The sequence below is a fragment of the Ramlibacter sp. bp-362 genome (assembly GCF_054956735.1).
The window spans coordinates 123,828-149,463 of the sequence record NZ_JBUDXE010000010.1 but is presented as its reverse complement, the minus strand read 5'-3'; the positions used below and the strand labels follow the sequence as shown (position 1 = coordinate 149,463).

General features: G+C 71.0%; 22 protein-coding genes. 8 read left to right on the top strand and 14 right to left on the bottom strand.

Going from position 1 to position 25,636, the window contains the following annotated elements; all coding sequences use genetic code 11:
• Window positions 1-213 precede the first annotated feature (213 nt).
• The 3 genes from ACY0MJ_RS15845 (at window position 214) to ACY0MJ_RS15835 (ending at window position 2,348) form a co-directional block, all read left to right on the top strand.
• A complete protein-coding gene (locus ACY0MJ_RS15845) occupies window positions 214-948 on the top strand; it encodes an SOS response-associated peptidase family protein (protein WP_462639466.1) in 735 nt (244 codons plus the stop codon).
• A 118-nt stretch (window positions 949-1,066) separates the two neighbouring features.
• The gene (locus ACY0MJ_RS15840; RefSeq protein ID WP_462639465.1) at window positions 1,067-1,540 is read left to right on the top strand and encodes a hypothetical protein; all 474 of its coding nucleotides are present in this window, start codon (window positions 1,067-1,069) and stop codon (window positions 1,538-1,540) included.
• 163 nt (window positions 1,541-1,703) lie between these two features.
• Window positions 1,704-2,348, top strand: a complete 645-nt coding sequence (locus tag ACY0MJ_RS15835; RefSeq protein ID WP_462639464.1) for a hypothetical protein — start codon at window positions 1,704-1,706, stop codon at window positions 2,346-2,348.
• 4 nt (window positions 2,349-2,352) lie between these two features.
• On the opposite strand, the gene ACY0MJ_RS15830 is transcribed toward ACY0MJ_RS15835, so the two are convergent.
• Both ACY0MJ_RS15830 and ACY0MJ_RS15825 read right to left on the bottom strand, forming a co-directional pair.
• Entirely contained in the window at window positions 2,353-5,577 is a 3,225-nt protein-coding gene (locus ACY0MJ_RS15830) for a UvrD-helicase domain-containing protein (protein ID WP_462639463.1), read from the bottom strand.
• The gene (locus ACY0MJ_RS15825; RefSeq protein WP_462639461.1) at window positions 5,570-8,044 is read right to left on the bottom strand and encodes a PD-(D/E)XK nuclease family protein; all 2,475 of its coding nucleotides are present in this window, start codon (window positions 8,042-8,044) and stop codon (window positions 5,570-5,572) included. Before ACY0MJ_RS15825 ends, ACY0MJ_RS15830 begins: the two co-directional genes overlap by 8 nt.
• 153 nt (window positions 8,045-8,197) lie before the next feature.
• Between ACY0MJ_RS15825 and trxA the strand changes: the two genes are divergently transcribed.
• The 5 genes from trxA to ACY0MJ_RS15800 all read left to right on the top strand — a co-directional run bounded on the left by trxA (window position 8,198) and on the right by ACY0MJ_RS15800 (window position 13,682).
• Window positions 8,198-8,530: a thioredoxin TrxA gene (trxA, locus tag ACY0MJ_RS15820; protein ID WP_462639460.1), complete on the top strand. Its 333-nt coding sequence runs from the start codon at window positions 8,198-8,200 to the stop codon at window positions 8,528-8,530.
• A gap of 287 nt (window positions 8,531-8,817) precedes the next feature.
• A complete protein-coding gene (gene rho, locus ACY0MJ_RS15815; RefSeq protein WP_462639459.1) occupies window positions 8,818-10,083 on the top strand; it encodes a transcription termination factor Rho in 1,266 nt (421 codons plus the stop codon).
• A gap of 232 nt (window positions 10,084-10,315) precedes the next feature.
• Window positions 10,316-10,573: a type B 50S ribosomal protein L31 gene (locus tag ACY0MJ_RS15810; RefSeq protein WP_462639458.1), complete on the top strand. Its 258-nt coding sequence runs from the start codon at window positions 10,316-10,318 to the stop codon at window positions 10,571-10,573.
• An 80-nt stretch (window positions 10,574-10,653) separates the two neighbouring features.
• The gene (locus tag ACY0MJ_RS15805; protein ID WP_462639457.1) at window positions 10,654-12,342 is read left to right on the top strand and encodes a hypothetical protein; all 1,689 of its coding nucleotides are present in this window, start codon (window positions 10,654-10,656) and stop codon (window positions 12,340-12,342) included.
• Complete coding sequence (locus tag ACY0MJ_RS15800; protein WP_462639456.1) at window positions 12,339-13,682, top strand: MATE family efflux transporter; 1,344 nt, start codon at window positions 12,339-12,341, stop codon at window positions 13,680-13,682. The genes ACY0MJ_RS15805 and ACY0MJ_RS15800 overlap by 4 nt, the downstream gene beginning before the upstream one ends.
• Here ACY0MJ_RS15800 and phoR read toward each other — a convergent pair.
• The 12 genes from phoR to ACY0MJ_RS15740 form a co-directional block, all read right to left on the bottom strand.
• The gene (gene phoR, locus ACY0MJ_RS15795) at window positions 13,630-14,982 is read right to left on the bottom strand and encodes a phosphate regulon sensor histidine kinase PhoR (RefSeq protein ID WP_462639455.1); all 1,353 of its coding nucleotides are present in this window, start codon (window positions 14,980-14,982) and stop codon (window positions 13,630-13,632) included. The two genes, ACY0MJ_RS15800 and phoR, sit on opposite strands and share 53 nt — an antisense overlap.
• On the bottom strand, window positions 14,979-15,674 hold the full coding sequence (gene phoB / locus ACY0MJ_RS15790) for a phosphate regulon transcriptional regulator PhoB (protein ID WP_462639454.1): 696 nt from the start codon (window positions 15,672-15,674) through the stop codon (window positions 14,979-14,981). Before phoB ends, phoR begins: the two co-directional genes overlap by 4 nt.
• Entirely contained in the window at window positions 15,671-16,387 is a 717-nt protein-coding gene (gene phoU, locus ACY0MJ_RS15785) for a phosphate signaling complex protein PhoU (protein ID WP_462639453.1), read from the bottom strand. Before phoU ends, phoB begins: the two co-directional genes overlap by 4 nt.
• A gap of 10 nt (window positions 16,388-16,397) precedes the next feature.
• Complete coding sequence (gene pstB / locus ACY0MJ_RS15780; protein WP_462639452.1) at window positions 16,398-17,168, bottom strand: phosphate ABC transporter ATP-binding protein PstB; 771 nt, start codon at window positions 17,166-17,168, stop codon at window positions 16,398-16,400.
• A gap of 6 nt (window positions 17,169-17,174) precedes the next feature.
• Complete coding sequence (gene pstA / locus ACY0MJ_RS15775) at window positions 17,175-18,023, bottom strand: phosphate ABC transporter permease PstA (protein ID WP_462639451.1); 849 nt, start codon at window positions 18,021-18,023, stop codon at window positions 17,175-17,177.
• Window positions 18,020-18,976, bottom strand: a complete 957-nt coding sequence (gene pstC, locus ACY0MJ_RS15770; RefSeq protein WP_462639521.1) for a phosphate ABC transporter permease subunit PstC — start codon at window positions 18,974-18,976, stop codon at window positions 18,020-18,022. The genes pstA and pstC overlap by 4 nt, the downstream gene beginning before the upstream one ends.
• Window positions 18,955-19,956 (bottom strand): phosphate ABC transporter substrate-binding protein PstS, encoded by a 1,002-nt coding sequence (gene pstS, locus ACY0MJ_RS15765; RefSeq protein WP_462639450.1) that lies wholly within the window; start codon window positions 19,954-19,956, stop codon window positions 18,955-18,957. Before pstS ends, pstC begins: the two co-directional genes overlap by 22 nt.
• 93 nt (window positions 19,957-20,049) lie before the next feature.
• Entirely contained in the window at window positions 20,050-20,532 is a 483-nt protein-coding gene (locus ACY0MJ_RS15760; RefSeq protein ID WP_462639449.1) for a hypothetical protein, read from the bottom strand.
• Between the two features lie 129 nt (window positions 20,533-20,661).
• Window positions 20,662-21,996 (bottom strand): phosphoglucosamine mutase, encoded by a 1,335-nt coding sequence (gene glmM / locus ACY0MJ_RS15755; RefSeq protein ID WP_462639448.1) that lies wholly within the window; start codon window positions 21,994-21,996, stop codon window positions 20,662-20,664.
• Entirely contained in the window at window positions 21,993-22,847 is an 855-nt protein-coding gene (gene folP, locus ACY0MJ_RS15750; protein WP_462639447.1) for a dihydropteroate synthase, read from the bottom strand. Before folP ends, glmM begins: the two co-directional genes overlap by 4 nt.
• Window positions 22,848-22,917: 70 nt before the next feature.
• A complete protein-coding gene (ftsH, locus tag ACY0MJ_RS15745; RefSeq protein ID WP_462639446.1) occupies window positions 22,918-24,822 on the bottom strand; it encodes an ATP-dependent zinc metalloprotease FtsH in 1,905 nt (634 codons plus the stop codon).
• 140 nt (window positions 24,823-24,962) lie between these two features.
• Entirely contained in the window at window positions 24,963-25,625 is a 663-nt protein-coding gene (locus tag ACY0MJ_RS15740) for an RlmE family RNA methyltransferase (RefSeq protein WP_462639444.1), read from the bottom strand.
• Between the last annotated feature and the right edge of the window lie 11 nt (window positions 25,626-25,636).

The following is a 25,636-nucleotide window of genomic DNA, read 5'->3' as shown; positions in this document are numbered from 1 at the left end:
AGAGGCAATCACCCTCCTGTTCGAGGATGCTTCCGTCCAGATCGAGGAGCGTTGCGATGGAGTGATCCGTTGGAATCAACGATCCGACCCTATCATCTGCTGATAAGAAATGGTACCAGCAAGCCCGCCGTGAGGCCAGGGTCCGCTACATTCGGAGACAATCAGGAGATGTGAGGCCATTCCGTAGCGCCTCCTTCCTCGATTTCCCCCCAAATGTGCAACCGCTACCGAGCGAGCAGCGTCGTGAGCATCCGGGACGTGTTCGGCTTCACCTACATCGAATCCGGGCCGCCCCTGCAGGAGCGCTACAAGACCACCGGCATCGGGCCGCTGCAGCCCGGCCCCTTCGTGCATCGCGGCGGGCTCGCCATCGGCCAGTGGGGCCTGACGCCGGACGGCAGCCCCACGCTGCAACCGAAGAACCAGCGCACCGGCCGCCCCCTCAGCACCAACAACGCCCGCTGGGACCCCGCGCGCATGCAGCCCGAGGCGCGCACCTTCCAGGGCCCATGGAGCCGCGGCCAGCGCTGCATCGTGCCCGTCGACGACTTCGACGAGCCGTATTGGGGCCATGGTGGCAGCAAGTGCATCTGGTGGCGCTTCCGGCGCGCGGACGGACAGCCGCTCGCGCTCGCGGGGCTCTGGAACGAATGGACGGACCCGCAGACCGGCGAGGTGGTCCCGAGCTACACCATGCTCACCATCAACTGCAACGCGCATCCCTTGCTGCGCCTGATGCACCGGCCCGACCTCGGGCCGGATGGCCGGCCGCTGCCCGACCCCCTGCAAGACAAGCGAACGGTGGTGGCCCTGGAGCGCGCGGACTGGGAGCGCTGGCTGCACGGCACGCCGGCGGAGGCCGCGGCCCTGGTCCGCCTGCCCGCCCGCGACCTGTACGCCCATGGCGCCTGCGATCCCGCGCAACAGGTTCCCCTGCCCGTCGCCTGAGAGGCCGCCCCACTGTGTGGGATTTGGCACGCATTCCCCATTCGGGCCATTCACAGGCGGGCCGCCGGTGCGCTACATTTGTACACAAACAGGGCAGAGAGGGTTTGGGGACCATTCCGTGAGCAAGGCGAAGCCGGCCCGCGTTCCGCTGCGCATCGACGATGTGCCGCAGGTGGACGTGGTCGAAAAGAACACCGATACGTCGTGGGCGTTGTTCCACGCGCTCCAGGGCCAGCAGCAGCGCGGCTTCGAGAAGACGCGCCCGACGAAGCTCGCCAGCGAGGCCGCGGCGCAGCCCGCCGCCGCCGAGGACCTCACCGTGGACGACGTGCTCGTGGAAGCGCGCCGCAACAACCGCGTCTGCCCCCTGCCCGCGATCTGGCAGCGCCTCTACGCCTACCTTCCCAACACCGGTCCGCACCTGGCCAAGGTGCCGGCCACGCACGCCGAGTGGGCGCAGGTGCCGCCGCTGCAGAAGCGCGCGCGCCTGCGCGAACACATCGAATGGGCCGCGAGCCAGGGCGTGCTGCGCCAGGTGTACGAGGCGCTGAAGAAGCTGCCCGAGAACCGCTGGCACCACATCGGCGAGTAGCCTTTCCGGCGCCCACGCGGTGCCCGCGCGACACGCCGCCTACGGCCCTGTCCGCCGCCTTCACCGGGCTGCCCGGCTTCCTTCTTACACGGCCCGGTCCCGGGCTCCCACAAACTTCCGCCTGCTGACGCGCCAGACTGCCTCGCATCTTGGGAGGTGAGCCATGGAGAAGGCCGCTGTCACCGGCAGGAAAGCCGGTTCTCGTCGGGAGTCCGCCCTGGGGCCGTGCACCGTCGCGGCCCTGGTGGCGTGCTTGTGCAGCCCGGCCGTGCAGGCGCAGGAAGACGCCTCGCCGCCTGCCGATGTCATCGTCGCGCAGGCCCGCACGGACGAGCCTGCGCTGCGGCTGGAGGTGCAGACCAGCACCCTGCCCCGCATGGACGCGCAGGACACGGGCTTCCAGGCCCCGCGCGTGGACCTGTCGCTGGTGCCGCGCAACGCGCTCGGCCTCGGTCCCGTGATCGGCGTGAGCGGCTTCTCGCAGAACCGGCAGCTGCCCGGACTGCAGCCGCAGCGCACCAGCATCGACCTCGGCCTGCGCTGGAGCCACCGCCTGGAAGGCCAGCGCCAGATCGACATCACGGCCTGGCGCCGCATGAACACCCCCGACGACGCCTACAGCCTGATCCAGATGCACGAGCCCGTGTACGGCGCGCGGGTCGAGATGAACCTGTCCGCCAAGGCCCCGCCCAAGCCCGGTTTCGCCTTCGACCGCGGCTTCATCGGCTTCCAGCTGGAAAGCGGCGCCCGCATCACGTTCAAGCGCAAGGACGGGCGGCCGATGATCTACTACCGCACGACCTTCTGAAGGTTCAGGGCAGCACCACCAGCGCGCCCTCCGCGGTGAGGAAGGCGGCGCGCACGGCACGGCCCGCATGCGCCGCGGCCACCGCCTCGCGATAACGCCGCATCTGCGCCAGCAGGTCGGCCCGCCGCTCCGGGTCCGGCGCCGACTTGTAATCGAGCACCCACCACTCGCCGCTGTCGCGGCGGCGCACCAGGCGGTCCAGCCGCAGCAGTTCGCCGCCGGCGTGCAGTTCCACCTCGTTGCCCTGCCAGTCCACCTGCGCCGGGTCCCAGGCCCAGGCGCCCTCGCCGTGCAGGATGCGCTGCGCCATCGCGGCGGCCTGCTGCGCCGCTTCGGCATCCAGCGCGAACAGGCGCTCCACTTCGCGCAATTGCGCCGCGCCCATCACCGCGCCCGGCCGCCACGTCTCCAGCAGCCGGTGCATGGCCTCGCCCAGGCGCGACTTGTCGCTGCCTTCGGGTTGCGCGGGCCGCAGCCACTCCATGCTGGCGGGCTGCGCGGCGCCGGGGACCACGCGCAGCGTGAAGCGCGCGGCGGCATCGGCGTCCCCGAAGGCCGCGGCCGGCTGCGGCGCCGAGAGCGGCGTGGCACAGGGCAGCAGCCGCTGCCACCAGCTGCCCGCGGCCGCGCTGGACGGCACCACCGAGGAGATCACCAGCCGGCGCTCGGCCCGCGTCATCGCGACGTACAGCGCGTTGAGCTCCTCGCGCGCGCGGGCGGCCTGCTCGATCGCCAGCGCCTCCGCGCTGCAGGCCGGCGGCCGCGTCTCGCTGGCGATGAAGGCGAAGCGCCAGGGATTGGGCGCCTCGCCGGGCCACTCGCACAGCGCGCCCATGGTCTCGGCGCGCGGCGGCGCGCCGTCGGTGTCGAGCAGCAGAACCACCGGCGCCTCCAGGCCCTTGGCGCCGTGCACGGTCAGCAGGCGCACCACGCCCTCGGCGGCGACGGCGGGACCGCGGATGCCGCCGGCCTTGAGCGCGCGCACGAAGGCATAGGGGGTGAGCCAGCGGCCGCCGCCGACCTGCAGCGCGGCGCCGAGCAGCGCCTGCAGGTTGGCCAGCACGCCGGCGCGCAGCGGCGCCGGCGCGTTGCGGGCGAAGCGCGCCAGCACGTCGCCATCGTCGTAGATCGCCTGCAGGGCGTCGTGCGGCGGCAGGGCCTGCAGCCAGCGCTGCCAGCGGCGCAGCGTCTGCGCGATGGCGGGCAGCGGCTCGGGCAGCCCGTCCTGCTGCAGCAGCTCGGACCAGGCGCGCGGCGGTCCTTCGGCGGCGGCGGCGCGGGCGCGCAGCGCGAGCGCCACCAGCGCATCGTCGCCGCAGCCGAACAGCGGCGACTTCAGCGCGCGCGCCAGCGAGAGGTCGTGGCCGGGCGAGACCAGCACGTCGAGCAAGGCGGCGATGTCCTGGATCTCCGGCGCCTCGCACAGGTCCGTCTTCTCCGGCTGCTGCGCCGGGATGTGCAGCGCGCGCAGCTCCTCTTCCATCGCGGCGAGCCGCTCGCGCTTGCGCGCCATCACCATCACGTCGCCGGGCCGCAGGCCGGCGCGCAGCTCCTGCGCGATCCAGGCGGCGGCCTGGCGGCACTCCAGCGTCACCAGCCGCTCCTCGGGCAGCTCGCGGGGCACCGTGAGGCTGTCGCGCCAGTCCAGCGGTTCGTCCTCCGCCTGCGCGGGCTTGTCCGGGCGCGGGATCGGCGGCAGCGCCAGCACGGCGCCCGCCGCCTCGGATTGCGTCGTGTGCGCGCGGAACCCGGTGTACAGGCCTTCCTGCTGCGCCGCCTGCATCACCGTGTTCACCGCCGCCAGCACGTCCGGCGCGTTGCGGTGCGTGTGGTCGCAGGCGAGGCGGTCGCCCCCGAGCTCCTGCGCGATGAACTCCTGCGCCGCCCGGAACACCTGCGGCTCGGCTCGGCGGAAGCGGTAGATGCTCTGCTTGGGATCGCCGACGATGAACACGCTGGGCCCGTCGCCGCCCGCGCCCGCATAGCTGGAGAGCCAGGCGTTCAGCGCCTGCCACTGCAGGGCATTGGTGTCCTGGAACTCGTCGATCAGCAGGTGGCGCACGCGCTGGTCCAGGCGCTCCTGCACCCAGCCGGCCAGCACCTCGTCGGACAGCAGCACGTGGGCCGTGCGCTCCACGTCGCTCATGTCCACCCAGCCCTGCTCGCGCTTGAGCGCGGCATACGACTCCAGCAGCCGGCGCGCCAGGCGCGCGATGCGCCGGTGGTGCAGCCAGGCCTCGTGCTGGTGGCTGGCGGCGCACAGGCGCTGCACCAGCTCCTGGGCGCCGCGCACGTCGTCGATGCCGGCGAGCTTGTCGTTGAACTTGCGCGGCGCCTGCTCCTTGGTCAGCAGCGCGGCGGCGACGCCGGCGAAGTCGCCGGCGGTGGTGGCCTGCTCCAGCTCGCGCCCCTTGGCCGAGAAGGTGGGCGCGGAGGCGCGGCCGAGCGCACGCGAGGCTTCGTACAGCGCGTTGCGCACCCACTCCTGCGCCAGCATCGCCTCGGGATGCTCGGCGCCCTGGAATTCCTCAAACAGCTCGCCGAAGGGCCGCACGGACTCGTCCACCACGCCGGCGGCGTCGGCCATCGCGAACTCCACGCGCTTGGCCAGCGCGGAGTCCAGCGCCTTCAGCGTGTTGAAGCGGCCGAAGGCGGCGACCGAGGCTTCGTAGTCGGCGCGCGCCTCGGGGTCGCGCTCCACGGCCGCATGGAAGCGGCGCCACACGCGCGCCACCGCTTCCTGGTCGTCCTCCAGCAATTCGAAGCGCGTCGGCAGGCCCAGCTGCTGCAGCACCGCCACCGGCGCGCCGCGCAGCAGCGCCGCGAACCAGCTGTGGAAGGTGCGGATCTGCACCGGCCGCCCGGCCGCCAGCAGTCGAGCGTACAGGCCGCGCAATGCCGCGCGGGTGGCGGCATCGGCCTGCGGCAGGCCGCGGGCACGCAGCTGCTCCGCGAGCACCTCGTCGGGCGCCTCGCTCCACTGGGCCAGCCAGTCCTGCAGGCGCTGGCGCATCTCGCCGGCCGCCTTGCGTGTGAAGGTGATCGCCAGGATCTCGTGCGGCTGCGCGCCGGCCACCAGCGCGCGCAGGATGCGCGACACCAGCATCCAGGTCTTGCCGGCGCCGGCGCAGGCTTCCACCGCCACGTGCCGCCGCGGGTCGCAGGCGATGGCATAGAACTGCTCGCGCGTGACGGCGCGGCCGTTGTGTTCGTAGGCGGGCTCAATCACTCCAGCCATCCTTGCGGCACAGGCCGCGCGCGGCGCAGAACTCGCAGGCCCGTCCCTCGCCGATCGCGGGCAGCTGCGCGCCCTGCGCGATGCGGCGCAGTTCCGCCTGCACGGCTTCCTGCAGCAGGTGCGCGGCCTGGGCGAGCGACGGGTGCTTCACCTCGGTGACCTCCCCGCGCTCGCTGATGTTGAGATAGGCGGCCTGCGGCTCGCGGCCAGGCAGCAGCGCCGCGTAGAAGGCCAGCTGCGTGTCTTCCAGCGGCGCGGCCATGCGCGCGCGCGTGGCCTGCACGCCCTCGGTCTTGTAGTCCATGACCAGCGTGCCGCCGCCGGACACCGCGTCGATGCGGTCGATGCGCCCTTCCAGCGTCAGGGTGCCGAGCTGCACCTTGTGCTCGCTCTCGGCCGCGGCGAAGCTCGCGCCCGCGGCCTCGTGCTTCTGCAGCCACTGCAGGTAGCCGTCGCGCAGCGCCGGCCAGCCCGCCGCGAAGGGCAGGAACTCGCCCTCGCCCAGGCGCTGCGCCTCCATGGCGTCGCGCGCGATCCCATCGAGCAGCGCCGTGCGTTCCGGCAGCGGCAGCGCGCCGCGTTCGGCGAGCGCCTCGTGGAAGGTCTTCAGCACGCCGTGCAGCCAGGTGCCGAAGTCGCGCTTGTCGACCTCGGCCTCGATCTCGTCGGCTTCCTTCAGGCCCAGCATGCGCAGGGCGAAGAAGCGATAGGGGCAGCGGCGCAGGTCCTCGTAGCTGCTGGCGGAGAGCTGCGTGGGCACGAGTCCGGCCGCGGCGATGGCGGGCGGCCGCACCGGTTGCGCCTCTTCCTCGCGCGGCGTGCGCGGGTCGTCTGCCAGCGGCGCGGCGCCTTCGAGGCGCAGCGCCTGCACCAGCGGGCTCGCCAGGCTGCGCTCGCCCGTGTCGTCGCTCGCGCGCCAGAGCACGTCGGCTTGCGGCGACTGCAAGGCGTAGTCCCACGCGGCGCGCTGGGCCGCCTCCAGTTCCTCGCGCGACGCGAGCCCCAGCAGCTTGCGCTGCGCCTGCGTCCAGCCGGCGGGCGGCTCGGGCGCCGCGGGCAGGCTGCGCTCGTCGCAACCGGGCAGCACGAGCGCCGCGAACGGATGGCCCAGCAACTGGCTGAGGGGCAGGACGACGACCGGCTCCTCGCCGGTGTGCGGCGGCACGAAGCTGGCGCTTTCCAGCACGTCGCTGGCCCAGGCCGTGAACTCGCGCAGGCCCAGGCGCCGCTGCGCCTCGCGCCAGCCCGCCCAGTCGGCGGCGGCCGCGGCATCCAGGTGCAGGGCTTCGATCGTCTTCAGGCCCGCCGCGTCGGCGCGCAGCGCTTCCCACTGGCCGCACTGCTGCAGCAGTTCGCGCACGGCGGCCAGCCACTCCAGCAGCGTGCGCGTCGCCTGCAGGCCGGCGCGCCAGGCGTCGACCTTCTGCACGGCGGCGCGCAGGCCTTCCGATTCGCCCCAGTCGCTTTCGCGCAGCCCGCGCCATTCGCGCTGGCCGGCGCGGCGCACCCGCCGCTCCATCGCCTGCACGGTGCCGGAGCCCAGCGCCGGCACGTTCTTCAGCCAGTCCAGCACGGCGTCGGCCGGGGCGTCCCAGGCGCAGGCGCGCAGGGCCGCCATCAGGTTGGCCGTGGCGCGCGTGGTGGAGAGCTTCCAGCCGGTCTCGTCGTGCACGGCCACACCGCGCGTGAACAGCAGCGCGCCGATGCGCCGCGTCAGCACGCGGTCGGTGGCGGCCAGGGCCACCGGCACCTGCTGCTGGCGCAGGCGCTCCAGGACGCAGGTGGCCGCGCGTTCCGCTTCCTCGCTGGCGTCCGCGGCCGCATGCAGCGCGATCGCGCCGCGCCGCGCCTGCACGGGCAGCGACAGCGTGAGCGCGCGGTCGCCCAGTTGCTGCGCCAGCGCGCGGGGCACGGCCTCTTCCTGGAATCCCCGCAGCACCACCAGCAGGTCCAGGTCCTGCGTCAGGCGGCCATCGAGCAGGGCATCGGTCGCGTAGCCCGAGGCCACGGCCCACTCGAAGGCGATGCGGGCGATGGCGGCCTCGGTGGCGAGCGCAGCGGCCTCCATCCCTTGCAGCAGCTGGGGGCGCAGCCGCGCGGCCCAGGCGGCGCGCTGGCCCGGCGGCACGGCGCGGGCCGCCTCGGCGGCCTGCCAGGCGGCGTCCACCAGCGTGCCCGCCAGGGCATCGGCCTGGGCGCGCAGCCCGCCCTGCTCGAGCCAGCCGCGCGCGGCCAGCAGGTCGCGGCCGATCTCGAAGGAGAGGTCCGCCTCGCCCGGCGCCCAGGCGAGCTGGCGTGCCCAGTTCATCGTGGTCTCGAACCGCGGCGCGAAGCCATCGGGCGCCAGCGCGGCCCAGGCACGGCGGGCCACGGGCATCAGCTGCGCGTAGGGCAGCAGCACGACGGTGCGTGCCGGATGCGCGCCGCGGGCGGCGATGGCCGCCCGCAGGGCTTGCATGAGTTCCTCCCAGTGCCGCGCCGCAGGATGGGAAATTGCTATCGCATCCATAGCATCGCGGGCCCGGACCGCACCCGGCGAGGGGTCATCGTTTCTGTCACAATGCCCTGACTGTAGCTGCTGCGGGGAGGCCCCCGCACCGAGAGGAAAACCATGGCTAGCGACCTGATCAAGCACATCTCCGACGCTTCCTTCGAATCCGACGTCCTGAAGGCCGAGACGCCGGTCCTGGTGGACTACTGGGCGGAGTGGTGCGGCCCGTGCAAGATGATCGCGCCCATCCTCGACGAGGTCTCCGAGACCTACAAGGGCAAGCTGCAGGTGGCCAAGATGAACGTCGACGACAACCGCGACATCCCCGCGAAGTTCGGCATCCGCGGCATCCCCACGCTGATGCTGTTCAAGGACGGCCAGCTCGCCGCCACCAAGGTGGGCGCCATGAGCAAGGCGCAGCTCACCGCGTTCATCGACCAGCAGCTCGCCTGAAGCCGGATACCGGACGCAAAGGTTTCGCGAAAGGAAGCCAAAAGGGAATCCTTTGTTGGATGTCTTTTGCGACCTTTGCGTATCCTTTGCGACCTTTGCGTCCTTGCCCCCGAATCCTGACCCCGATCCCGCGAAACCCCGCCGCCGCGGTTTTGCTGCATAATCCGCCCCATCACTGATCCGCCCACCCAGGCGGGCAGTTCGAGATCCGGTTCGCAGGGCAGCTCTCGCCCGGCAACGAACCTTCCCCCAAAGACCTTCAAGAACACTCCCCCGAAGGGTCCCCCATGCACCTGAACGAACTCAAGGCGCTGCACGTCTCCGAAATCCTCAAGCAGGCCGAAGAGCTCGAGATCGAGAACCCTGCCCGCATGCGCAAGCAGGAGCTGATGTTCGCGATCATCAAGAAGCGCGCCCGCGCCGGCGAACAGGTCTTCGCCGACGGCGTGCTGGAGATCCTGCCGGACGGCTTCGGCTTCCTGCGCAGCCCGGACACCAGCTACACCGCGAGCACCGACGACATCTACATCTCGCCCTCGCAGGTGCGCCGCTTCAACCTGCACACCGGCGACATGATCGAGGGCGAGGTCCGCACGCCCAAGGACGGCGAGCGCTACTTCGCGCTGACCAAGCTCGACAAGGTCAACGGCGACGCGCCCGAGGCCAACAAGCACAAGATCATGTTCGAGAACCTGACCCCGCTGTTCCCGCGGGAGCAGATGAAGCTCGAACGCGACAACCTGAAGGGCGACGAGAACATCACCGGGCGGATCATCGACATCATCGCGCCCATCGGCAAGGGCCAGCGCGCGCTGATCGTGGCGCCGCCCAAGAGCGGCAAGACGGTGATGATGCAGCACATCGCGCACGCCATCGCCGCCAACTTCCCGGACAGCTACATGATGGTGCTGCTGGTGGACGAGCGCCCCGAGGAAGTGACCGACATGCAGCGCTCGGTGAAGGCGGAGGTGATCGCCTCCACCTTCGACGAGCCGGCCGCCCGCCACGTGCACGTCGCCGAGATGGTGATCGAGCGCGCCAAGCGCCTGGTCGAACTGAAGAAGGACGTGGTGATCCTGCTGGACTCGATCACCCGCCTGGCCCGCGCCTACAACAACGTCGTGCCCTCCTCGGGCAAGGTGCTCACCGGCGGCGTGGACGCCAACGCGCTGCAGCGGCCCAAGCGCTTCCTGGGCGCCGCGCGCAACGTGGAGGAAGGCGGCTCGCTGACCATCATCGCCACCGCGCTGATCGACACCGGCTCGCGCATGGACGAAGTGATCTTCGAGGAGTTCAAGGGCACCGGCAACTGCGAACTGCACCTGGACCGCCGCCTCTACGAGAAGCGCGTGTTCCCCTCGATCCAGCTGAACCGCTCGGGCACCCGCCGCGAGGAGCTGCTGCTGGCCCCCGAGATCCTGCAGAAGACCCGCATCCTGCGCCAGTTCATGTACAACATGGACGAGATCGAGGCGATGGAGATGGTCCTGAAGTCCATGAAGGCCACCAAGACCAACGTGGAGTTCTTCGACATGATGCGGCGCGGCGGCTGAGATCGACGGGGCTGGCTCGCCGAGATGAAGAACGCAGAGGACGCAAAGGTCACGCAGAGGACGCAGAGAAGACAGGAATCTGGCTGTTCTTTGCGTCCTCTGCGAAACCTCTGCGTCCTCTGCGTTCTGAATCCGACCTAAGCACTACCCCCGCCCGGCAGCTATAATGGCGGGCTTCCCGGAAAGTACGCCAGAACGCCTGGCGCGGCTGCCGCAACCTGACGAGGACACCATGAAAGAAGGCATCCACCCCAACTACCGCGAAGTCTGCTTCGTGGACCTGTCCAACGGCTTCAAGTTCGTCACGCGTTCCTGCGCGGCGACCCGCGAGACGGTGAAGATGGACGACGGCCGCGAGCTGCCGCTGTTCAAGCTGGACACCTCCAGCGAGTCGCACCCGTTCTACACGGGCACCCAGAAGTCGGTGAACGACATGGGCGGCCGCGTCGACAAGTTCTTCAAGAAGTTCGGCAAGCCCGCCGGCAAGTAAGAAGAACCGGTCAACCCAGGACAAAGGCAGCGCAGGCTGCCTTTTTTCTTGGTGCCGTCGAATCTGACACACTCCCGCGCGTGAACCAGCCGACCCCCGCGATCGTGGCCCAGAGCGCCGTGCGGCGCCTGCCGCGCCTCGCGCTGCTGCTCCTGTGCGCGGCCTACGTCCTGGCCGGCTTCGTGGGCCGCGCCCCGTGGAAGAACGCGGACATCATGGCGCTGGGCTACATGAACGAGCTGGCCCTGGGCCATTCGGCCTGGCTGCGCCCCGAAGTGCTCGGCCAGCCGCCGGAGTTCGAGGCCCTGCTGCCCTACTGGATGGGCGCCTGGGCGATGCGGCTCGCGCCGGCATGGATGCCGCCCGACTTCGCCGCCCGCATCCCCTTCATCGCGCTGCTGGTGCTGAGCCTGGTGGCCGCCTGGTACGGCGTGTACTACCTCGCGCGCACGCCGGGCGCGCAGCCCGTGCCCTTCGCGTTCGGCGGCGAGGCGCACCCGTCCGACTACGCCCGCGCCATCGCCGACGGCGGCCTGCTGGCCCTGATTGCCTGCCTGGGCCTGATGCAGCTGTCGCACGAGACGACGCCGGCCCTCGCGCAGCTGGGATTCACGGCGCTGACCTTCTTCGGCCTGGCGGCGCTGCCCTACCGGCTCGCCCTGCCCACGCTGTGCCTCGCCGGGGGCCTGGTGGGGCTGGGCCTCAGCGGCGCGCCCGCCATGGCGGCGCTGTTCGCCGCGGGCGGCGTGGTGCTGCACCTCGGCGACGGACCGGACGACGGCCTGCCCCAGGCACGCGGCGGCCCGGGCGCGGCGATCATCGTCGGCGTGGCGCTGGCGGCCGCCGGCATCGCCGCGGGCCTGCACATGTGGGAATGGCGCCTGGGCACGGGGCCCTTCGGCGCGCAGCGCGAATGGCGCTCCATCGCCCGCCTGCTGGTGTGGTTCACCTGGCCCGCCTGGCCGCTGGCGCTGTGGACGGTGTGGCGCTGGCGCCGCCAGCTGGGACGTCGCCACGTGGCCCTGCCGCTGTGGTTCACGGTGGTGGGCGTGCTCACCGCTGTCCTTTCGCCCAACCCCGACCGCGCGCTGCTGCTGAGCCTGCCGGCCCTGGCGACGCTCGCGGCCTTCGCGCTGCCCACGCTGGGGCGCAGCCTCTCCGCGCTGATCGACTGGTTCACGCTGCTGTTCTTCAGCAGCTGCGCGCTGGTGATCTGGGTGATCTGGATCTCGCTGCAGACCGGCGTGCCGGCCAAGCCCGCCGCCAACGTGGCCAAGCTGGCGCCCGGCTTCGTCCCGAGCTTCTCGTTGCTGCCCTTCCTCGTGGCGCTCGCCGCCACCGTCGCCTGGGTGGCGCTGGTGCGCTGGCGCACCATGCGGAACCGCCAGGCGATCTGGAAGAGCGTGGTGCTGCCGGCCGGCGGCGCCGCCCTCGGCTGGCTGCTGGTGATGACGCTGTGGCTGCCGGTGCTCGATTACGCGCGCAGCTACACCGCGGTGGTGCAGCGGCTCGTGCCGCACATCGACAAGCCCGGCTGCGTCGAGGTGTTCGGCCTCACGCGCCCGCAGATCGCCGCGCTGCGCTTCCACGGCCGCCTGGACCTGCGCATCGCCACCGCGCCCAGCGCCTGCCCCTGGCTCGTGGCCGCCGCGGACCTGGAGCAGTCGGTGCCCATGGCCTTCGACGCGCGCCGCTGGAAGCTGGTGGCCAAGATCCCGCGGCCGACCGACGCGCGCGAGAACCTGCTGCTGTACCAGAAGAAGCCTTGAGCGAACGCGGCATCATCGCGCGCCACGCCGGCACCGTGCTGGCCGGCCAGCTGGCCACGATGGCCTTCGGCGTGACGGACACGATCGTGGCGGGGCGCTATTCGCAGCAGGCGCTGGCGGCGCTGTCGGTGGGCGCCGCCGTCTACATCACCGTCTTCGTCGCGCTGATGGGCGTGCTGCAGGCCCTGCTGCCGGTCTGGGCGGAACTGCACGGCGCGCGGCGCCACGTGGACGTCGGCCGCTCGGTGCGCCAGGCGCTGTACCTCGCCTTCATGGCGACGCTGGCCGGCGTGCTGGGCCTGCTGTTCCCCGACCCGCTGCTGCAGGGAACCGAGGTCCCGGCGGCGCTGCAGCAGGCGGTGCGCGAATACCTCGCGGTGCTCGCGCTGGCGCTGCCGCCGGCGCTGCTGTTCCGCATGTACAGCACCCTCAACCAGGGCCTGGGCAAGCCGCAGCTGGTGACCTGGCTGCAGCTCGCCTCGCTCGTGGTGAAGGTGCCGCTGACGATCTGGTTCGCGTTCGGCGGCGCCGGCGTGCCGGCGATGGGCGTGGTCGGCTGCGCCTGGGCGACGGTGGTCGTGAACTGGCTGTTCCTGGGCGTCGCGGCCTGGCTGGTGCGCACCGATCCGCTGTACCGGCCCTACGCGATCTGGCGGCCGCTGGAAGCGCCGCACTGGCCGACCATCCTGGAGTTCGCGCGCCTGGGCGTGCCGGCGGCGCTGGCGATCACGGTGGAAGTCACCTCGTTCACGCTCATGTCGCTGTTCATCGCGCGGCAGGGCACGCTGGCCGCCGCCGCGCACCAGATCGCGGCGAACCTCGCCGCCGTGATGTACATGGTGCCCCTCTCGATCGCGATCGCCACCAGCGCTCGCGTGAGCTTCTGGCTGGGCGCGGGCGATCCGGCGCGGGCCCGCGGCAGCATCCGCACCGGCTTCCGCATGGGCTTCTCGCTGGCGATCCTGATGGCCGCGACCATGCTCGCGGCGCGCGGCGGCATCGCCTCGCTCTACTCCGCCGACGCGCAGGTCGCCGCCGTCGCCTCCGGCCTGCTGGCCCTGGTGGCGGCCTACCACCTGGGCGACGCGACGCAGGCGCTGTCGGTGTTCGTGCTGCGCTCCTACCGCGTCACGATCGCGCCGCTGGTGGCCTATTGCGTCCTTCTGTGGGGCATCGGCGTGCTGGGCGGCTACCTGCTCGCCTACCGCGGCATCGGCGCCTGGCCGGCCCTGCACACGCCGGCGGCGTTCTGGATCGCGAGCAGCTTCGCCCTGGCGCTGCTCGCGCTCATCCTGCCGCTGATCGTGTGGCGCTCGGTGCGGCGCTACCGGCCGGCGTGAGCGGACGCACCCGCGCGGCCGGCAGCACGATGGTGAAGGTCGAGCCCGCGCCCGGCGTGCTCGCGATCCGCAGCTCGCCGCCATGGCGCTGCACCACGTGCTTGGTGATCGCCAGCCCCAGGCCGGTGCCGCCGCTCTCGCGCGAGCGGCTGCGGTCGATGCGGTAGAAGCGCTCCGACAGCCGCGGCAGGTGCTCGGGGGCGATCCCCGGCCCGCTGTCCTGCACCGCGATCTCGAGCGCGCCGCCGGCCGCCTGCGCGCGCACCTCCACGCTGCCGCCGTCGGGCGTGTAGCGCACGGCGTTGCCCACCAGGTTGGACAGCGCGCTCTGCAGCTCGCCGGCCGCGCCCGCGACCTCCAGCGGCCCGGCCTGCGTGAAGCGCAGACGCAGGTCCTTGCCCGCGGCGCGCGCCAGCGCGATGGCCTCCTGCTCGCCCTGCGCCATCAGGCTCGCGAGCGGCGTCCACTCCTGCGCGCCCGGCGGCGGGCTGCCTTCCAGGCGCGAGAGCGTCAGCAGGTCCTCCACCAGGGCCTGCATGCGCTTCGCCTGCTGGCCCATCATGGCGAGGTAGCGGGACTGCTCCTCCTTCGTGAGATCCAGCGACTGCAACGTCTCGACGAAACCGGCCAGCACGGTGAGCGGCGTGCGCACCTCGTGCGAGACGTTGGCCACGAAGTCGCGCCGCATCGCCTCGGCCTGCTCCAGCGCCGTGATGTCGCGCGACAGCAGCAGCCGCCGGCCCTCGCCATACGGATGGATGTGCAGCGCCAGCTTGCGCGGCCGCGCTGGCGTGCTGGCCGGCGCCTCGATCGCGACGTCCTGCCCGTAGCGACCCGCGTGGTAGAAGGCCGCGAAGCCGGGGTCGCGCACCAGGTTGACCACGTGCTGCTGCAGGTCGCGCACGGGGTCCAGCCCCAGGTGGCCGGCTGCCGTCTCGTTGCACCACTCGATGCGGCCCTGCGAGTCCAGCAGCACCACGCCGTTGGGCGAGTGGCGGATCGCGTCGAGGAAGGCTTCCAGCCGGTGCCCGGCGTCCTCCGCGCGCTGCTCGCGCTGCGCGATCGCGCGCCGGGCCCGCTCGGCCGCCTCGCCCCAGGCGCCCTGCAGCGCCGGCGCGCCGCGCAACTGGCCGGAGCGCAGCCAACGGAGCACCCGCTCGGCCTGCGCGGCGTCCATCACGAACCACAGCAGCGCCCCGGCCGCGATACCCGCGGCGAGCCCCGGCAGGCGTTCCAGCAGCCAGCCGGCGAGCGCCCCGGCGGCCAGGCAGCAGGCGAACAGCACGAAGCGCGCCGTCATCGCGTGGGCTGCGCGGTGATGCGGTAGCCGGCGCCGCGCACCGTCTCCACCAGCACGCCGGCGGCGCCCAGCGCCTCGCGCAGGCGCTTGACGTGCACGTCCACCGTGCGCTCCTCGAGGAACACGTGGTCGCCCCAGACGCGATCGAGCAGCTGCTGGCGGCTGTGCACCCGCTCCGGATGCTTCATCAGGAAGTGCAGCAGGCGGAATTCGGTCGGGCCGACCTTCAGCGGCTGGCCCTGCCAGCTCACGCGGTGGGCCGCGGCGTCGAGCGTGAGGCCGCCCAGGGTGACGCTCTCGTCGGTCTTCTCGGGCGCGCGCCGGCGCAGCACGGCGCGGATGCGCGCGAGCAGCTCCTGCGTGGAGAACGGCTTGGTGATGTAGTCGTCGGCGCCGGCGTCCAGCCCGGCCACCTTGTCGGGCTCGTCGCCGCGCGCGGTCAGCATCAGGATGGGGATCGCCCGGGTGCGGGCGTCGCCACGCCAGCGCCGGGCGAGCTCCAGGCCGCTCTGCCCCGGCAGCATCCAGTCCAGCAGGATCGCGTCGGGCAGCACGGCATCGACTTCGCGCTGCGCCGCGGCCGCATCCTCCGCCCACACGGGCGACAGCCCGTTGTGGCGCAGGTTCACCGCCACCAGTTCGGCGATGTCCGCCTCGTCCTCGACGATGAGGATGCGGGGCTGCTGCTTCATTCCTGTCCCTGGCGGATCGCCGACTCGATGTGTTCCATGGGGCTGTGGCGCACGTCGGCGCCCTCGACCACGTAGATGATGAATTCTCCGATGTTCTTGGCGTGGTCGCCGATCCGTTCGATCGCCTTGGCCACGAACAGCAGGTCCAGGCCGCTGGAGATGGTGCGGGGGTCTTCCATCATGTAGGTGATGAGCTTGCGCACGAAGCCGTCGAACTCGTCGTCCAGGAGGTGGTCCTCCTTCATGATGGCCACGGCCGCCACGGTATCCAGCCGCGCGAAGGCGTCCAGCACCTTGCGCAGCTGACCCGAGGCGAGGTCCGCCGCCTTGCGCAGCTCGCCGGCCGGGAGCGCCCGCGCGGCGCCGCCCTTTTCCAGCATCGACAGCACCATGCGGGCGATCCGCCGGGCCTCGTCGCCCACGCGCTCCAGGTTGGCCGTGGTCTTGGAGATGGCCATCAGCAGCCGCAGGTCGCGCGCCGTGGGCTGGCGCCGCGCGATCACGGTGGACAGCTCGCGGTCGATGTCCACCTCCATCTGGTTCACGCGGTCCTCGGTGGCGATCACCTGGCGCGCGATGTCGGCGTCGAAGGCGCCCAGCGCCTGGATCGCCTGCCGGATCTGCGATTCGGCCAGGCCGCCGAGCTCCATCACGCGCGAGGACAGCGCGGCGAGCTCGCTGTCGAACTGGGTGGAAAGGTGCTTCTCCGTCATGGGGCCTCCCTCAGCCGAAACGGCCGGTGATGTAGTCCTCGGTCTCCTGGCGCCGCGGCTTGAAGAAGATCTGCTCGGTCTCGCCCACTTCGACCAGGTCGCCCAGGTACATGTAGGCGGTGACGTCGGACACGCGCGCGGCCTGCTGCATGTTGTGCGTGACGATCACGACGGTGTAGTCCTTCTTCAGCTCCACGATCAGCTCCTCGATCCTGGCGGTGGAGATCGGGTCCAGCGCGGAACAGGGTTCGTCCAGCAGCAGCACCTCCGGCTTGATGGCGATGCCGCGCGCGATGCACAGGCGCTGCTGCTGCCCGCCGGAGAGGCTGGCGCCGCTCTGTTGCAGCTTGTCCTTCACCTCCTCCCACAGCGCCGCCTTGCGCAGCGCCCACTCGACGCGGTCGTCCATGTCGGCCGCGCCGAGGTGCTCGAACAGGCGCACGCCGAAGGCGATGTTCTCGTAGATCGACATCGGGAAGGGCGTGGGCTTCTGGAACACCATGCCCACCTTGGCGCGCAGCAGCGCCACGTCCTTGCGCGAGGCCAGCAGGTCCTCGCCGTCCAGCAGGATGCGGCCCTCGGCGCGCTGGTCCGGGTAGAGCTCGTACATGCGGTTGAAGGTGCGCAGCAGCGTCGACTTGCCGCAGCCGGACGGCCCGATGAAGGCGGTCACCTTGTGCTCGGGGATGTCGAGGTCGATGTGCTTCAGCGCCTTGAACGCGCCGTAGTAGAAGTCCAGGCCGCGCACGGCGATCTTGGCGGGGGCGGGGGTTGCATCCATGGTGGTTCAGGTCCGGCTGCGCGTGAGCACGCGCGCCAGGATGTTGAGGCCGAGCACGGCCAGGGTGATGAGGAACACGGCGGCCCAGGCGAGCTGCTGCCAGTTCTCGTAGGGGCTCATGGCGAACTTGAAGATCGTGACCGGCAGGCTGGCCATGGGTTCGGCCGGGTCGGAGGTGAAGAACTGGTTGTTCAGCGCCGTGAACAGCAGCGGCGCCGTCTCCCCGGCGATCCGGGCGACGGCCAGCAGCACGCCGGTGACGACGCCCGCGCGGGCCGCCCGCAGCGTGATCTTCAGGATCACCTTCCACTTCGGTGCGCCCAGCGCGTAGGCGGCCTCGCGCAGGCCTTGCGGCACCAGCAGCAGCATGTTCTCGGTGGTGCGGATCACGATGGGGACGACGATCAGCGCCAGCGCGATCGCGCCGGCCCAGCCGGAGAAGTGCTGGAAGCGCGCCACGACGACGGCGTAGACGAACAGGCCGATCACGATGGAGGGCGCCGACAGCAGGATGTCGTTGACGAAGCGGGTGGCGTTTCCGAGCCAGCCCTTGGGGTCGTATTCGGCGAGGTGGATGCCGGCCATGATGCCGACCGGCGTGCCGGCGAAGGTGGCCAGCAGCACCATCACCAGCGAGCCCCAGATCGCGTTGAGGAGGCCGCCCGCCTCGTTCGGCGGCGGCGTCATCTGGCTGAGCGTGGACCAGGCCATGCCGCCCAGGCCCAGGCGCACCGTCTCCCACAGGATCCAGACCAGCCAGAACACGCCGAAGGCCATGGCGGCCAGCGACAGGGCCAGCGCCACCCGGTTGGTGCGCTGGCGCCGGCGGTAGCGGCGCTCGCGCTCCTGCGTCATGCGCGCACCCCCTCGTTGCGGCGCAGGCGCGCCAGCAGCAGCTTGGACAGGGACAGCACGACGAAGGTGATGAAGAACAGCACCAGGCCCAGGTAGATCAGCGCCGCCTGGTGCACGCCCTCGCCCGCCTCGGCGAACTCGTTGGCGAGCGCCGACGTGATGCTGTTGGCCGGCGCGAACAGGCTCAGCGTGTCGAGCTGGTTGAAGTTGCCGATGACGAAGGTCACCGCCATGGTCTCGCCGAGCGCGCGGCCCAGGCCCAGCATGATCCCGCCGATCACGCCGCCCTTGGTATAGGGCAGCACCACCTTGTACACGACTTCCCAGGTGGTGGAGCCGAGCGCGTAGGCCGACTCCTTGAGCATGGGCGGCGTCACCTCGAACACGTCGCGCATGACGGCGGCGATGAAGGGGATGATCATGATGGCCAGGATGATCCCGGCCGACAGCAGGCCGATGCCCACCGGCGGGCCGGAGAACAGCGCACCCAGGATGGGCACGTCGGCGAAGGCGGACTGCAGCGGCTGCTGCACCCAGGTGGCCAGCAGGGGCCCGAACACCAGCAGGCCCCACATGCCGTAGACGATGGAGGGCACGGCGGCCAGCAGCTCGATCGCCGTACCCAGCGGCCGCCGCAGCCAGGCCGGCGACAGCTCCGTGAGGAACAGCGCGATCCCGAAGCTGACCGGCACGGCGATGAGGAGCGCGATCAGCGAGGTGGCCAGCGTGCCGTAGATCATCACGGCCCCGCCGAACTCCTCGCTCACCGGGTCCCACACGCCGCTGGCGAGGAAGGCGAGGCCGTAGCGCTCGATCGCCGGCCAGGCGCCGATCGCGAGCGACACCAGGATGCCGGCGAGCAGCCCCAGCGTCAGCAGCGCGGCGGCGCGGGCGGCGCCGGCGAACAGGCGATCCGGAAGCGCGCGCAGGATCACTGTGCCAGGCCGGCCCAGAGCTGGCGGACTTGCGCCTTCACCGCGGCGGGCATGGGCACGTAGTCCAGCGCGCCGGCGGTGGCGTCGCCGTTCCTGTAGGCCCAGTCGAAGAACTTCAGGGCGGCGGCAGCCTGCGCGGGCTTGCGCGGCTCCTTGCGCATCAGGATGAAGGTGGCGCCCGTGATCGGCCAGGCCTGCGCGCCCGGCTGGTTGGTGAGGACCTGGTGGAAGCTCTTGCTCCAGTCGGCCTTCGCGGCAGCGGCCTTGAACGCGGTGTCGTCAGGCGCCACCACCTTGCCTTCGGCGTTCTGCATCAGGGCGTAGCTCATCCTGTTCTGCTTCACGTAGGCGTACTCGACGTAGCCGATCGCGTTGGGCAGGCGGCCGACGAAGGCGGCCACGCCCTCGTTGCCCTTGCCGCCGGCGCCCACGGGCCAGTTCACCGCGGTCCCCTCGCCCACCTTGGCCTTCCACTCCGCGTTCACCTTCGACAGGTAGTTGGTGAAGAGGAAGGTGGTCCCCGAGCCGTCGGCGCGGCGCACCGGCGCGATCGCGGCGTCGGGCAGCTTCAGGCCCGGGTTGAGCGCCGTGATCGCGGGGTCGCTCCACTTCCTGATCTTGCCCAGGTAGATGTCGCCCAGCACCTGGCCGCTGAGGCGCAGCTGGCCCGGGGCGATGCCCTGGATGTTGACCACGGGGATCACGCCGCCGATGACGGTGGGGAACTGCACCAGGCCCTTCTTCGCCAGGTTCTCGTCCGCGAGCGGCATGTCGCTGGCGCCGAAGTCCACCGTGCCGGCGTCGATCTGCCTGATGCCGGCGCCGGAACCGACCGACTGGTAGTTCACCTTGGCGCCCGTGGCCTTGTGGTAGTCGGCGGCCCACTTCGCGTACAGCGGGGCCGGGAAGCTGGCGCCGGCGCCGGTGACGTCCTGGGCGGCGGCGGAACAGGCCAGCGCCGACAGGGCGATGGCGGCCAGGGGAAAGCGGAGATTCATGCGCACCTCGTTCGTGGAAGGGATGCGCAGGACTCTAGGGAGCGTGCGTGACAGCTCCGTGACACCCGCTTGCGCGGCTCGGCGACGGGAAGGCTAGAACCGCACGCCCGCCGAGAACCGCAGGCGGTCGCCCGCCCCCGGCGCGCGCAGCGGCTGGTCGTAGGCGAACCGCAGCCAGGTGCGCTGCCAGTCGTAGCGCACCGCCAGCCCCAGGCGCTCCTGCCCGAGCTGGCGCGTCACGTGCATGGACAGCGCGTCGCCGCGGGGGAAGCGGTAGCCGCCGCCGACGCTCAGCACCTCGTAGTCCAGGCTGCGGCCGATGCCGCCGCGGGCGAACCACTTCTCGCCCGCTTCCAGCGACAGGCCGCTGCCCGTGCCGGAGCCGGAGGCGGCCAGCCGCAGCGGGCCCCAGGAAGCCAGCGCCACGCCGGGCGAGATCTCGGGTTCGGCCAGCCATGCCGGCGTGGTCAGCGCGTAGTCGGGCGACAGCACCTGCGCCGCGGCCGGCGCGGCGCCGGCCACGAGCGCGCCGGCCAGCAGGCAGGCGGCGAGACGGGAGGTGGCGGTGCGGCGCATGAACCCAATGTAGACGGACGCCCGCGCCGCCGCACAGTCACGGATTTCCTATGTGGCGATGCTGCGACGGGCGGGCGCCGTTTGCCGCCGTACGGGCGCCCCATTTGGTGTGATTTACACCAAATGGATTCAGCCGGCGCGCACCGCCTGCGCCAGCCGTTCGGCGCCGCGCTGCGCCACCTGCGCATCGCTCGCCTCCACCATCACGCGAAGCACGGGCTCGGTGCCGCTCGCGCGGATCAGGACGCGGCCGGAGCCATCGAGCTCCTGTTGCAGTTGCTCGCATTCGGACGACAGGCGGTCGTTCTTCTTCCAGTCCTGGCCGGGCGCGAGCCGCACGTTGATCAGGGTCTGCGGGAACAGCCGCACGTCGGCCAGCAGGTCCGCCAGCGGCTTGCCGCTGCGGGCGCAGGCCTTGAGCACCTGCAGCGCGCTGATCAGGCCGTCGCCGGTGGTGTGCTGGTCCAGGCACAGGAGGTGGCCCGAGCCCTCCCCGCCCAGCAGCCAGCCGCGCTTCTCCAGTTCCTCCAGCACGTAGCGGTCGCCGACCTTGGCCCGCACGAACTCCACGTCGTGCGCCTTCAGGGCGAGTTCCACCGCCATGTTGGTCATGAGCGTGCCGACGGCGCCGGGCACGCGCTGGCCCTGCTGCAGCCGGTCCATGACCATCAGGTACAGCAGCTCGTCGCCGTTGAAGAGGCGGCCGGCGGCGTCCACCATCTGCAGGCGGTCGGCATCGCCATCGAGGGCGATGCCGAAGTCGGCGTGGTTGGCCTTGACGGCGCTCACCAGCGCCTCCGGGTGCGTGGCGCCGACCTTGTCGTTGATGTTCAGGCCGTCGGGGGCGCAGCCGATGCAGAAGACCTCGGCGCCCAGCTCGTGGAACACCTTGGGGGCGATGTGGTAGGCCGCGCCGTGCGCCGCGTCGACGGCGATCTTCATGCCCTTCAGCGTGAGCTCGTGCGCGAAGGTGCTCTTGCAGAACTCAATGTAGCGGCCGGCCGCGTCGTCCAGGCGGCGGGTCTTGCCCAGCGTGGCCGAGTCGGCCCACTGCGGCGGCTCCTGCAGGGCCCGCTCGACGTCGACCTCCCACTCGTCGGGCAGCTTGGTGCCCTGGGCGCTGAAGAACTTGATGCCGTTGTCGGCGTACGGGTTGTGGCTGGCGCTGATCACCACGCCCAGGCTGGCGCGCTGCGCGCGCGTGAGGTAGGCGACGCCGGGCGTGGGCAGCGGCCCCAGCAGCACGACGTCGACGCCGGCGGAGTTGAAGCCGGACTCCAGCGCGCTTTCCAGCATGTAGCCGGAGATGCGCGTGTCCTTGCCGATCAGCACCGTGGGGCGCTCCTCGCTGCGCTTGAGGACGCGGCCCACCGCGTGCGCGAGGCGCAGCACGAAGTCGGGCGTGATGGGCGCCTCGCCGACGGTGCCACGGATGCCGTCGGTGCCGAAATAGGTTCTGCTCATGTCTTGTTTCCTGCCTGGCCTGCCGCGGCCGCCTGCATCGCGCTCCATACCTTGAGCGCCGCCACCGTTTCCCTGACGTCGTGCACCCGCACGATCGCCGCCCCCCGCTCCACCGCCAGCAGCGCCGCCGCCACGCTGGGCACGACGCGCTGGTGCACCGGCGCGCCGGTGACCGTGCCGAGCGAGGACTTGCGCGACCAGCCCGCCAGCAGCGGATAGCCGTCGTGCAGCAGTTCCCGCTGGCGCGCCAGCAGGGCGAAATTCTGCTCCACCGTCTTGCCGAAGCCGATGCCCGGGTCCCAGGCGATGCGCGCCACCGACACGCCGCGCTGGCGCAAGGCCTCGCTGCGGTCGTGCAGGAAGTCGCGCACCTGCGGCACGGGGTCGCCCTGCATCGGCGCCTGCTGCATGGTCTGCGGGTCGCCGTGCATGTGCATCAGGCAGACGCCGCAGGACGGGTGGGCCGCCACCACGTCGAGCGCGCCCGGCTCCTGCAGGGCGCGGATGTCGTTGACGATGTCGGCGCCGAGGTCCAGCGCGTCGCGCATCAGTTCGGTCTTGTAGCTGTCCACCGAGATCGGCACGCCGAAGCGCACCGCCTCGCGCAGCACGGGCAGGACGCGGGCCCGCTCCTCGTCCAGCGACACGGGCGCGATGCCCGGCCGGCTCGACTCGCCGCCGAGGTCCAGGATGTCCGCGCCGTCGCGGAGCAGCTGTTCGCAGTGTTCGAGCGCCGTGCGCGTGCTCACGAACCGCCCGCCATCCGAGAACGAATCGGGCGTCACGTTGACGATCCCCATCACCTGCGGACGGTCGAGCGGGATCGCGTAGCGCGCGGTCTGCCAGAGCATGGACGGATTGTGCGTCACCGGGGCGAACGAAAAGGGCCCCGAAGGGCCCCTTTCACGGTTCGCCGCGGCTTTACGCGGCGTTGGGCGCCGGGTCCGGACCCACGGTCGGGCCGCCGGTGCCGCCGGGCGTGGAGCGCGGCATGAAGTCCTTGGGCGGACGCGGCTCCTTGCCGGCCATGATGTCGTCGATCTGCTCGGAGTCGATGGTCTCCCACTCCAGCAGCGCCTTGGCCATGGCGTGCATCTTGTCGCTGTTGTCCTCGATCAGCTTGCGGGCCAGGGCGTACTGCTCGTCGATGATGCGGCGGACTTCCGCATCGACCTTCTGCATGGTCTGCTCGCTGATGTTGGTGGTCTTGGTGACCGAGCGGCCGAGGAAGACCTCGCCCTCGTTCTCGGCGTAGACCATCGGGCCCAGCGCGTCGGTCATGCCGTAGCGCATCACCATGTCGCGCGCCAGGTGGGTGGCCCGCTCGAAGTCGTTGGAAGCGCCGGTGGTCATCTGGTTCATGAACACCTCTTCCGCGATGCGGCCGCCGAACAGCATGCTGATCTGGTTCAGCATGTACTCGCGGTCGTAGCTGTAGCGGTCCTTCTCGGGCAGGCTCATGGTGACGCCCAGCGCGCGGCCGCGCGGGATGATGGTCACCTTGTGCACCGGGTCGCACTTGGGCAGCAGCTTGCCGATGATGGCGTGGCCGGACTCGTGGTACGCGGTGTTCCTGCGCTCCTCTTCCGGCATCACCATGGACTTGCGCTCCGGGCCCATGATGATCTTGTCCTTGGCCTTCTCGAAGTCCTGCATCTCGACCACGCGCGCGTTGCGGCGCGCCGCCATCAGGGCGGCCTCGTTGCAGAGGTTGGCGAGGTCGGCGCCGGACATGCCCGGCGTGCCGCGCGCGATGATCTCGGCCTTCACGTCCTGGCCGATCGGGATCTTGCGCATGTGCACGTTCAGGATCTGCTCGCGGCCGCGGATGTCCGGCAGCGTCACGTAGACCTGGCGGTCGAAGCGGCCCGGGCGCAGCAGGGCGGCGTCGAGGATGTCCGGGCGGTTGGTCGCGGCGATCACGATCACGCCCAGGTTGGTCTCGAAGCCGTCCATCTCGACCAGCATCTGGTTGAGCGTCTGCTCGCGTTCGTCGTTGCCGCCGCCCAGGCCCGCGCCGCGCTGGCGGCCGACCGCGTCGATTTCATCGATGAAGATGATGCAGGGGGCGTTCTTCTTCGCGTTCTCGAACATGTCGCGCACGCGGGCCGCGCCCACGCCGACGAACATCTCGACGAAGTCGGAGCCGGAGATCGAGAAGAAGGGCACCTTCGCCTCGCCGGCGATCGCCTTGGCCAGCAGCGTCTTGCCGGTGCCGGGAGGGCCGACCAGCAGCAGGCCGCGCGGGATGCGGCCGCCCAGCTTCTGGAACTTCTGCGGATCCTTCAGGAAGTCGACGACTTCCTTCACTTCCTCCTTGGCCTCGTCGCAGCCGGCGACGTCGCTGAAGGTGAGCTGGTTGCTGCTCTCGTCCAGCATGCGCGCCTTGCTCTTGCCGAAGCTGAAGGCGCCTCCCTTGCCGCCTCCCTGCATCTGGCGCATGAAGTAGATCCAGACCCCGATCAGCAGCAGCATCGGCCCCCAGCTGACCAGCAGCGTCATGAGCAGCGAGCCCTCCTCGCGGGGTTTCACGTCGAACTTGACGCCGTTGTTGATCAGGTCGCCCACGAGGCCGCGATCGAGGTAGGTGGCGGTGGTGCGCACCTTGCGGTCATCGGTGGTGATGGCGATGATCTCGGTGCCGCCCTGCCCTTCCTGGATCACCGCGTTCTTGATCTGGTGGTTGCGCACCTGGTCGAGGAAGTCGGAGTAGCCGACCACCGAGGCTCCTGCGGCCCCGCGCGTGTCGAACTGCTTGAAGACGGTGAATAGCACCAGTGCGATCACCAGCCAGACGGCGATCTTGGAAAACCACTGATTGTTCAAAACGAATCTCCGGGGACGGTTTGGCCCATCTGTACGGGCCAGTTGACGCCCATTCTAGGGGTTTCAAGGTATGGAACGGCGCCGATTTGCCGACGGCCCCATAGGATGAAGGTCTCCATTGGTATAGGACAAGGGCCCGCTCATCGGGCGGGCTTCAGTCCGATCCCGACCAGGAAGGTTTCGGCGGACTTGTCCCGGGACGCCTTGGGCTTCACGGGCTTCACGGTGCGGAATTGTTCCTTGAACAATTTCACGAGCTGGCTGTAGCCGCTGCCGTGGAAGACCTTGCAGACCAGGGCGCCCTCGGGCTTCAGGTGGGCCCGGGCGAAATCCACGGCCAGCTCCACCAGGTGCGCGATCCGGGCCGAGTCGGACGAGGGGATGCCCGAGAGGTTGGGCGCCATGTCCGAGACCACGGCGTCGGCCTTGCGGCCGGCCAGGGCCTGCTCCAGCTGCTGCGCCGCCTCCGGCTCGCGGAAGTCGCCCTGGATGAAGGTGACGCCCTCGATCGGCTCCATGGGCAGGATGTCCAGGGCCAGGATCTGCCCCTGCAGCACGCCGGCGGCCGCGCCTTCGGGCGCCAGCTTGCGCCGCACGTACTGGCTCCAGGCGCCCGGGGTCGAGCCCAGGTCGACGACCAGGGCCCCCGGCTTGATCAGCCCGAGCGCCTCGTCGATCTCCTTGAGCTTGTAGGCGGCGCGGGCGCGGTAGCCCTCCTTCTGGGCCAGCTTCACGTACGGGTCGTTGACATGGTCGTTCAGCCATGCCTTGTTGACCTTCTTGCTCTTGGTGCGGACTTTCATGTGCAACCGAT

Excerpts from the sequence above, each read along its gene's own strand:
- ACY0MJ_RS15845 (WP_462639466.1), top strand. The coding sequence starts at position 214 with ATGTGCAACCGCTACCGAGCGAGCAGCGTCGTGAGCATCCGGGACGTG.
- ACY0MJ_RS15835 (WP_462639464.1), top strand. The coding sequence starts at position 1,704 with ATGGAGAAGGCCGCTGTCACCGGCAGGAAAGCCGGTTCTCGTCGGGAG.
- ACY0MJ_RS15825 (WP_462639461.1), bottom strand. The coding sequence starts at position 8,044 with ATGCAAGCCCTGCGGGCGGCCATCGCCGCCCGCGGCGCGCATCCGGCA.
- trxA (WP_462639460.1), top strand. The coding sequence starts at position 8,198 with ATGGCTAGCGACCTGATCAAGCACATCTCCGACGCTTCCTTCGAATCC.
- rho (WP_462639459.1), top strand. The coding sequence starts at position 8,818 with ATGCACCTGAACGAACTCAAGGCGCTGCACGTCTCCGAAATCCTCAAG.
- ACY0MJ_RS15810 (WP_462639458.1), top strand. The coding sequence starts at position 10,316 with ATGAAAGAAGGCATCCACCCCAACTACCGCGAAGTCTGCTTCGTGGAC.
- phoR (WP_462639455.1), bottom strand. The coding sequence starts at position 14,982 with ATGACGGCGCGCTTCGTGCTGTTCGCCTGCTGCCTGGCCGCCGGGGCG.
- phoB (WP_462639454.1), bottom strand. The coding sequence starts at position 15,674 with ATGAAGCAGCAGCCCCGCATCCTCATCGTCGAGGACGAGGCGGACATC.
- phoU (WP_462639453.1), bottom strand. The coding sequence starts at position 16,387 with ATGACGGAGAAGCACCTTTCCACCCAGTTCGACAGCGAGCTCGCCGCG.
- pstB (WP_462639452.1), bottom strand. The coding sequence starts at position 17,168 with ATGGATGCAACCCCCGCCCCCGCCAAGATCGCCGTGCGCGGCCTGGAC.
- pstA (WP_462639451.1), bottom strand. The coding sequence starts at position 18,023 with ATGACGCAGGAGCGCGAGCGCCGCTACCGCCGGCGCCAGCGCACCAAC.
- pstS (WP_462639450.1), bottom strand. The coding sequence starts at position 19,956 with ATGAATCTCCGCTTTCCCCTGGCCGCCATCGCCCTGTCGGCGCTGGCC.
- ACY0MJ_RS15760 (WP_462639449.1), bottom strand. The coding sequence starts at position 20,532 with ATGCGCCGCACCGCCACCTCCCGTCTCGCCGCCTGCCTGCTGGCCGGC.
- glmM (WP_462639448.1), bottom strand. The coding sequence starts at position 21,996 with ATGAGCAGAACCTATTTCGGCACCGACGGCATCCGTGGCACCGTCGGC.
- folP (WP_462639447.1), bottom strand. The coding sequence starts at position 22,847 with ATGCTCTGGCAGACCGCGCGCTACGCGATCCCGCTCGACCGTCCGCAG.
- ACY0MJ_RS15740 (WP_462639444.1), bottom strand. The coding sequence starts at position 25,625 with ATGAAAGTCCGCACCAAGAGCAAGAAGGTCAACAAGGCATGGCTGAAC.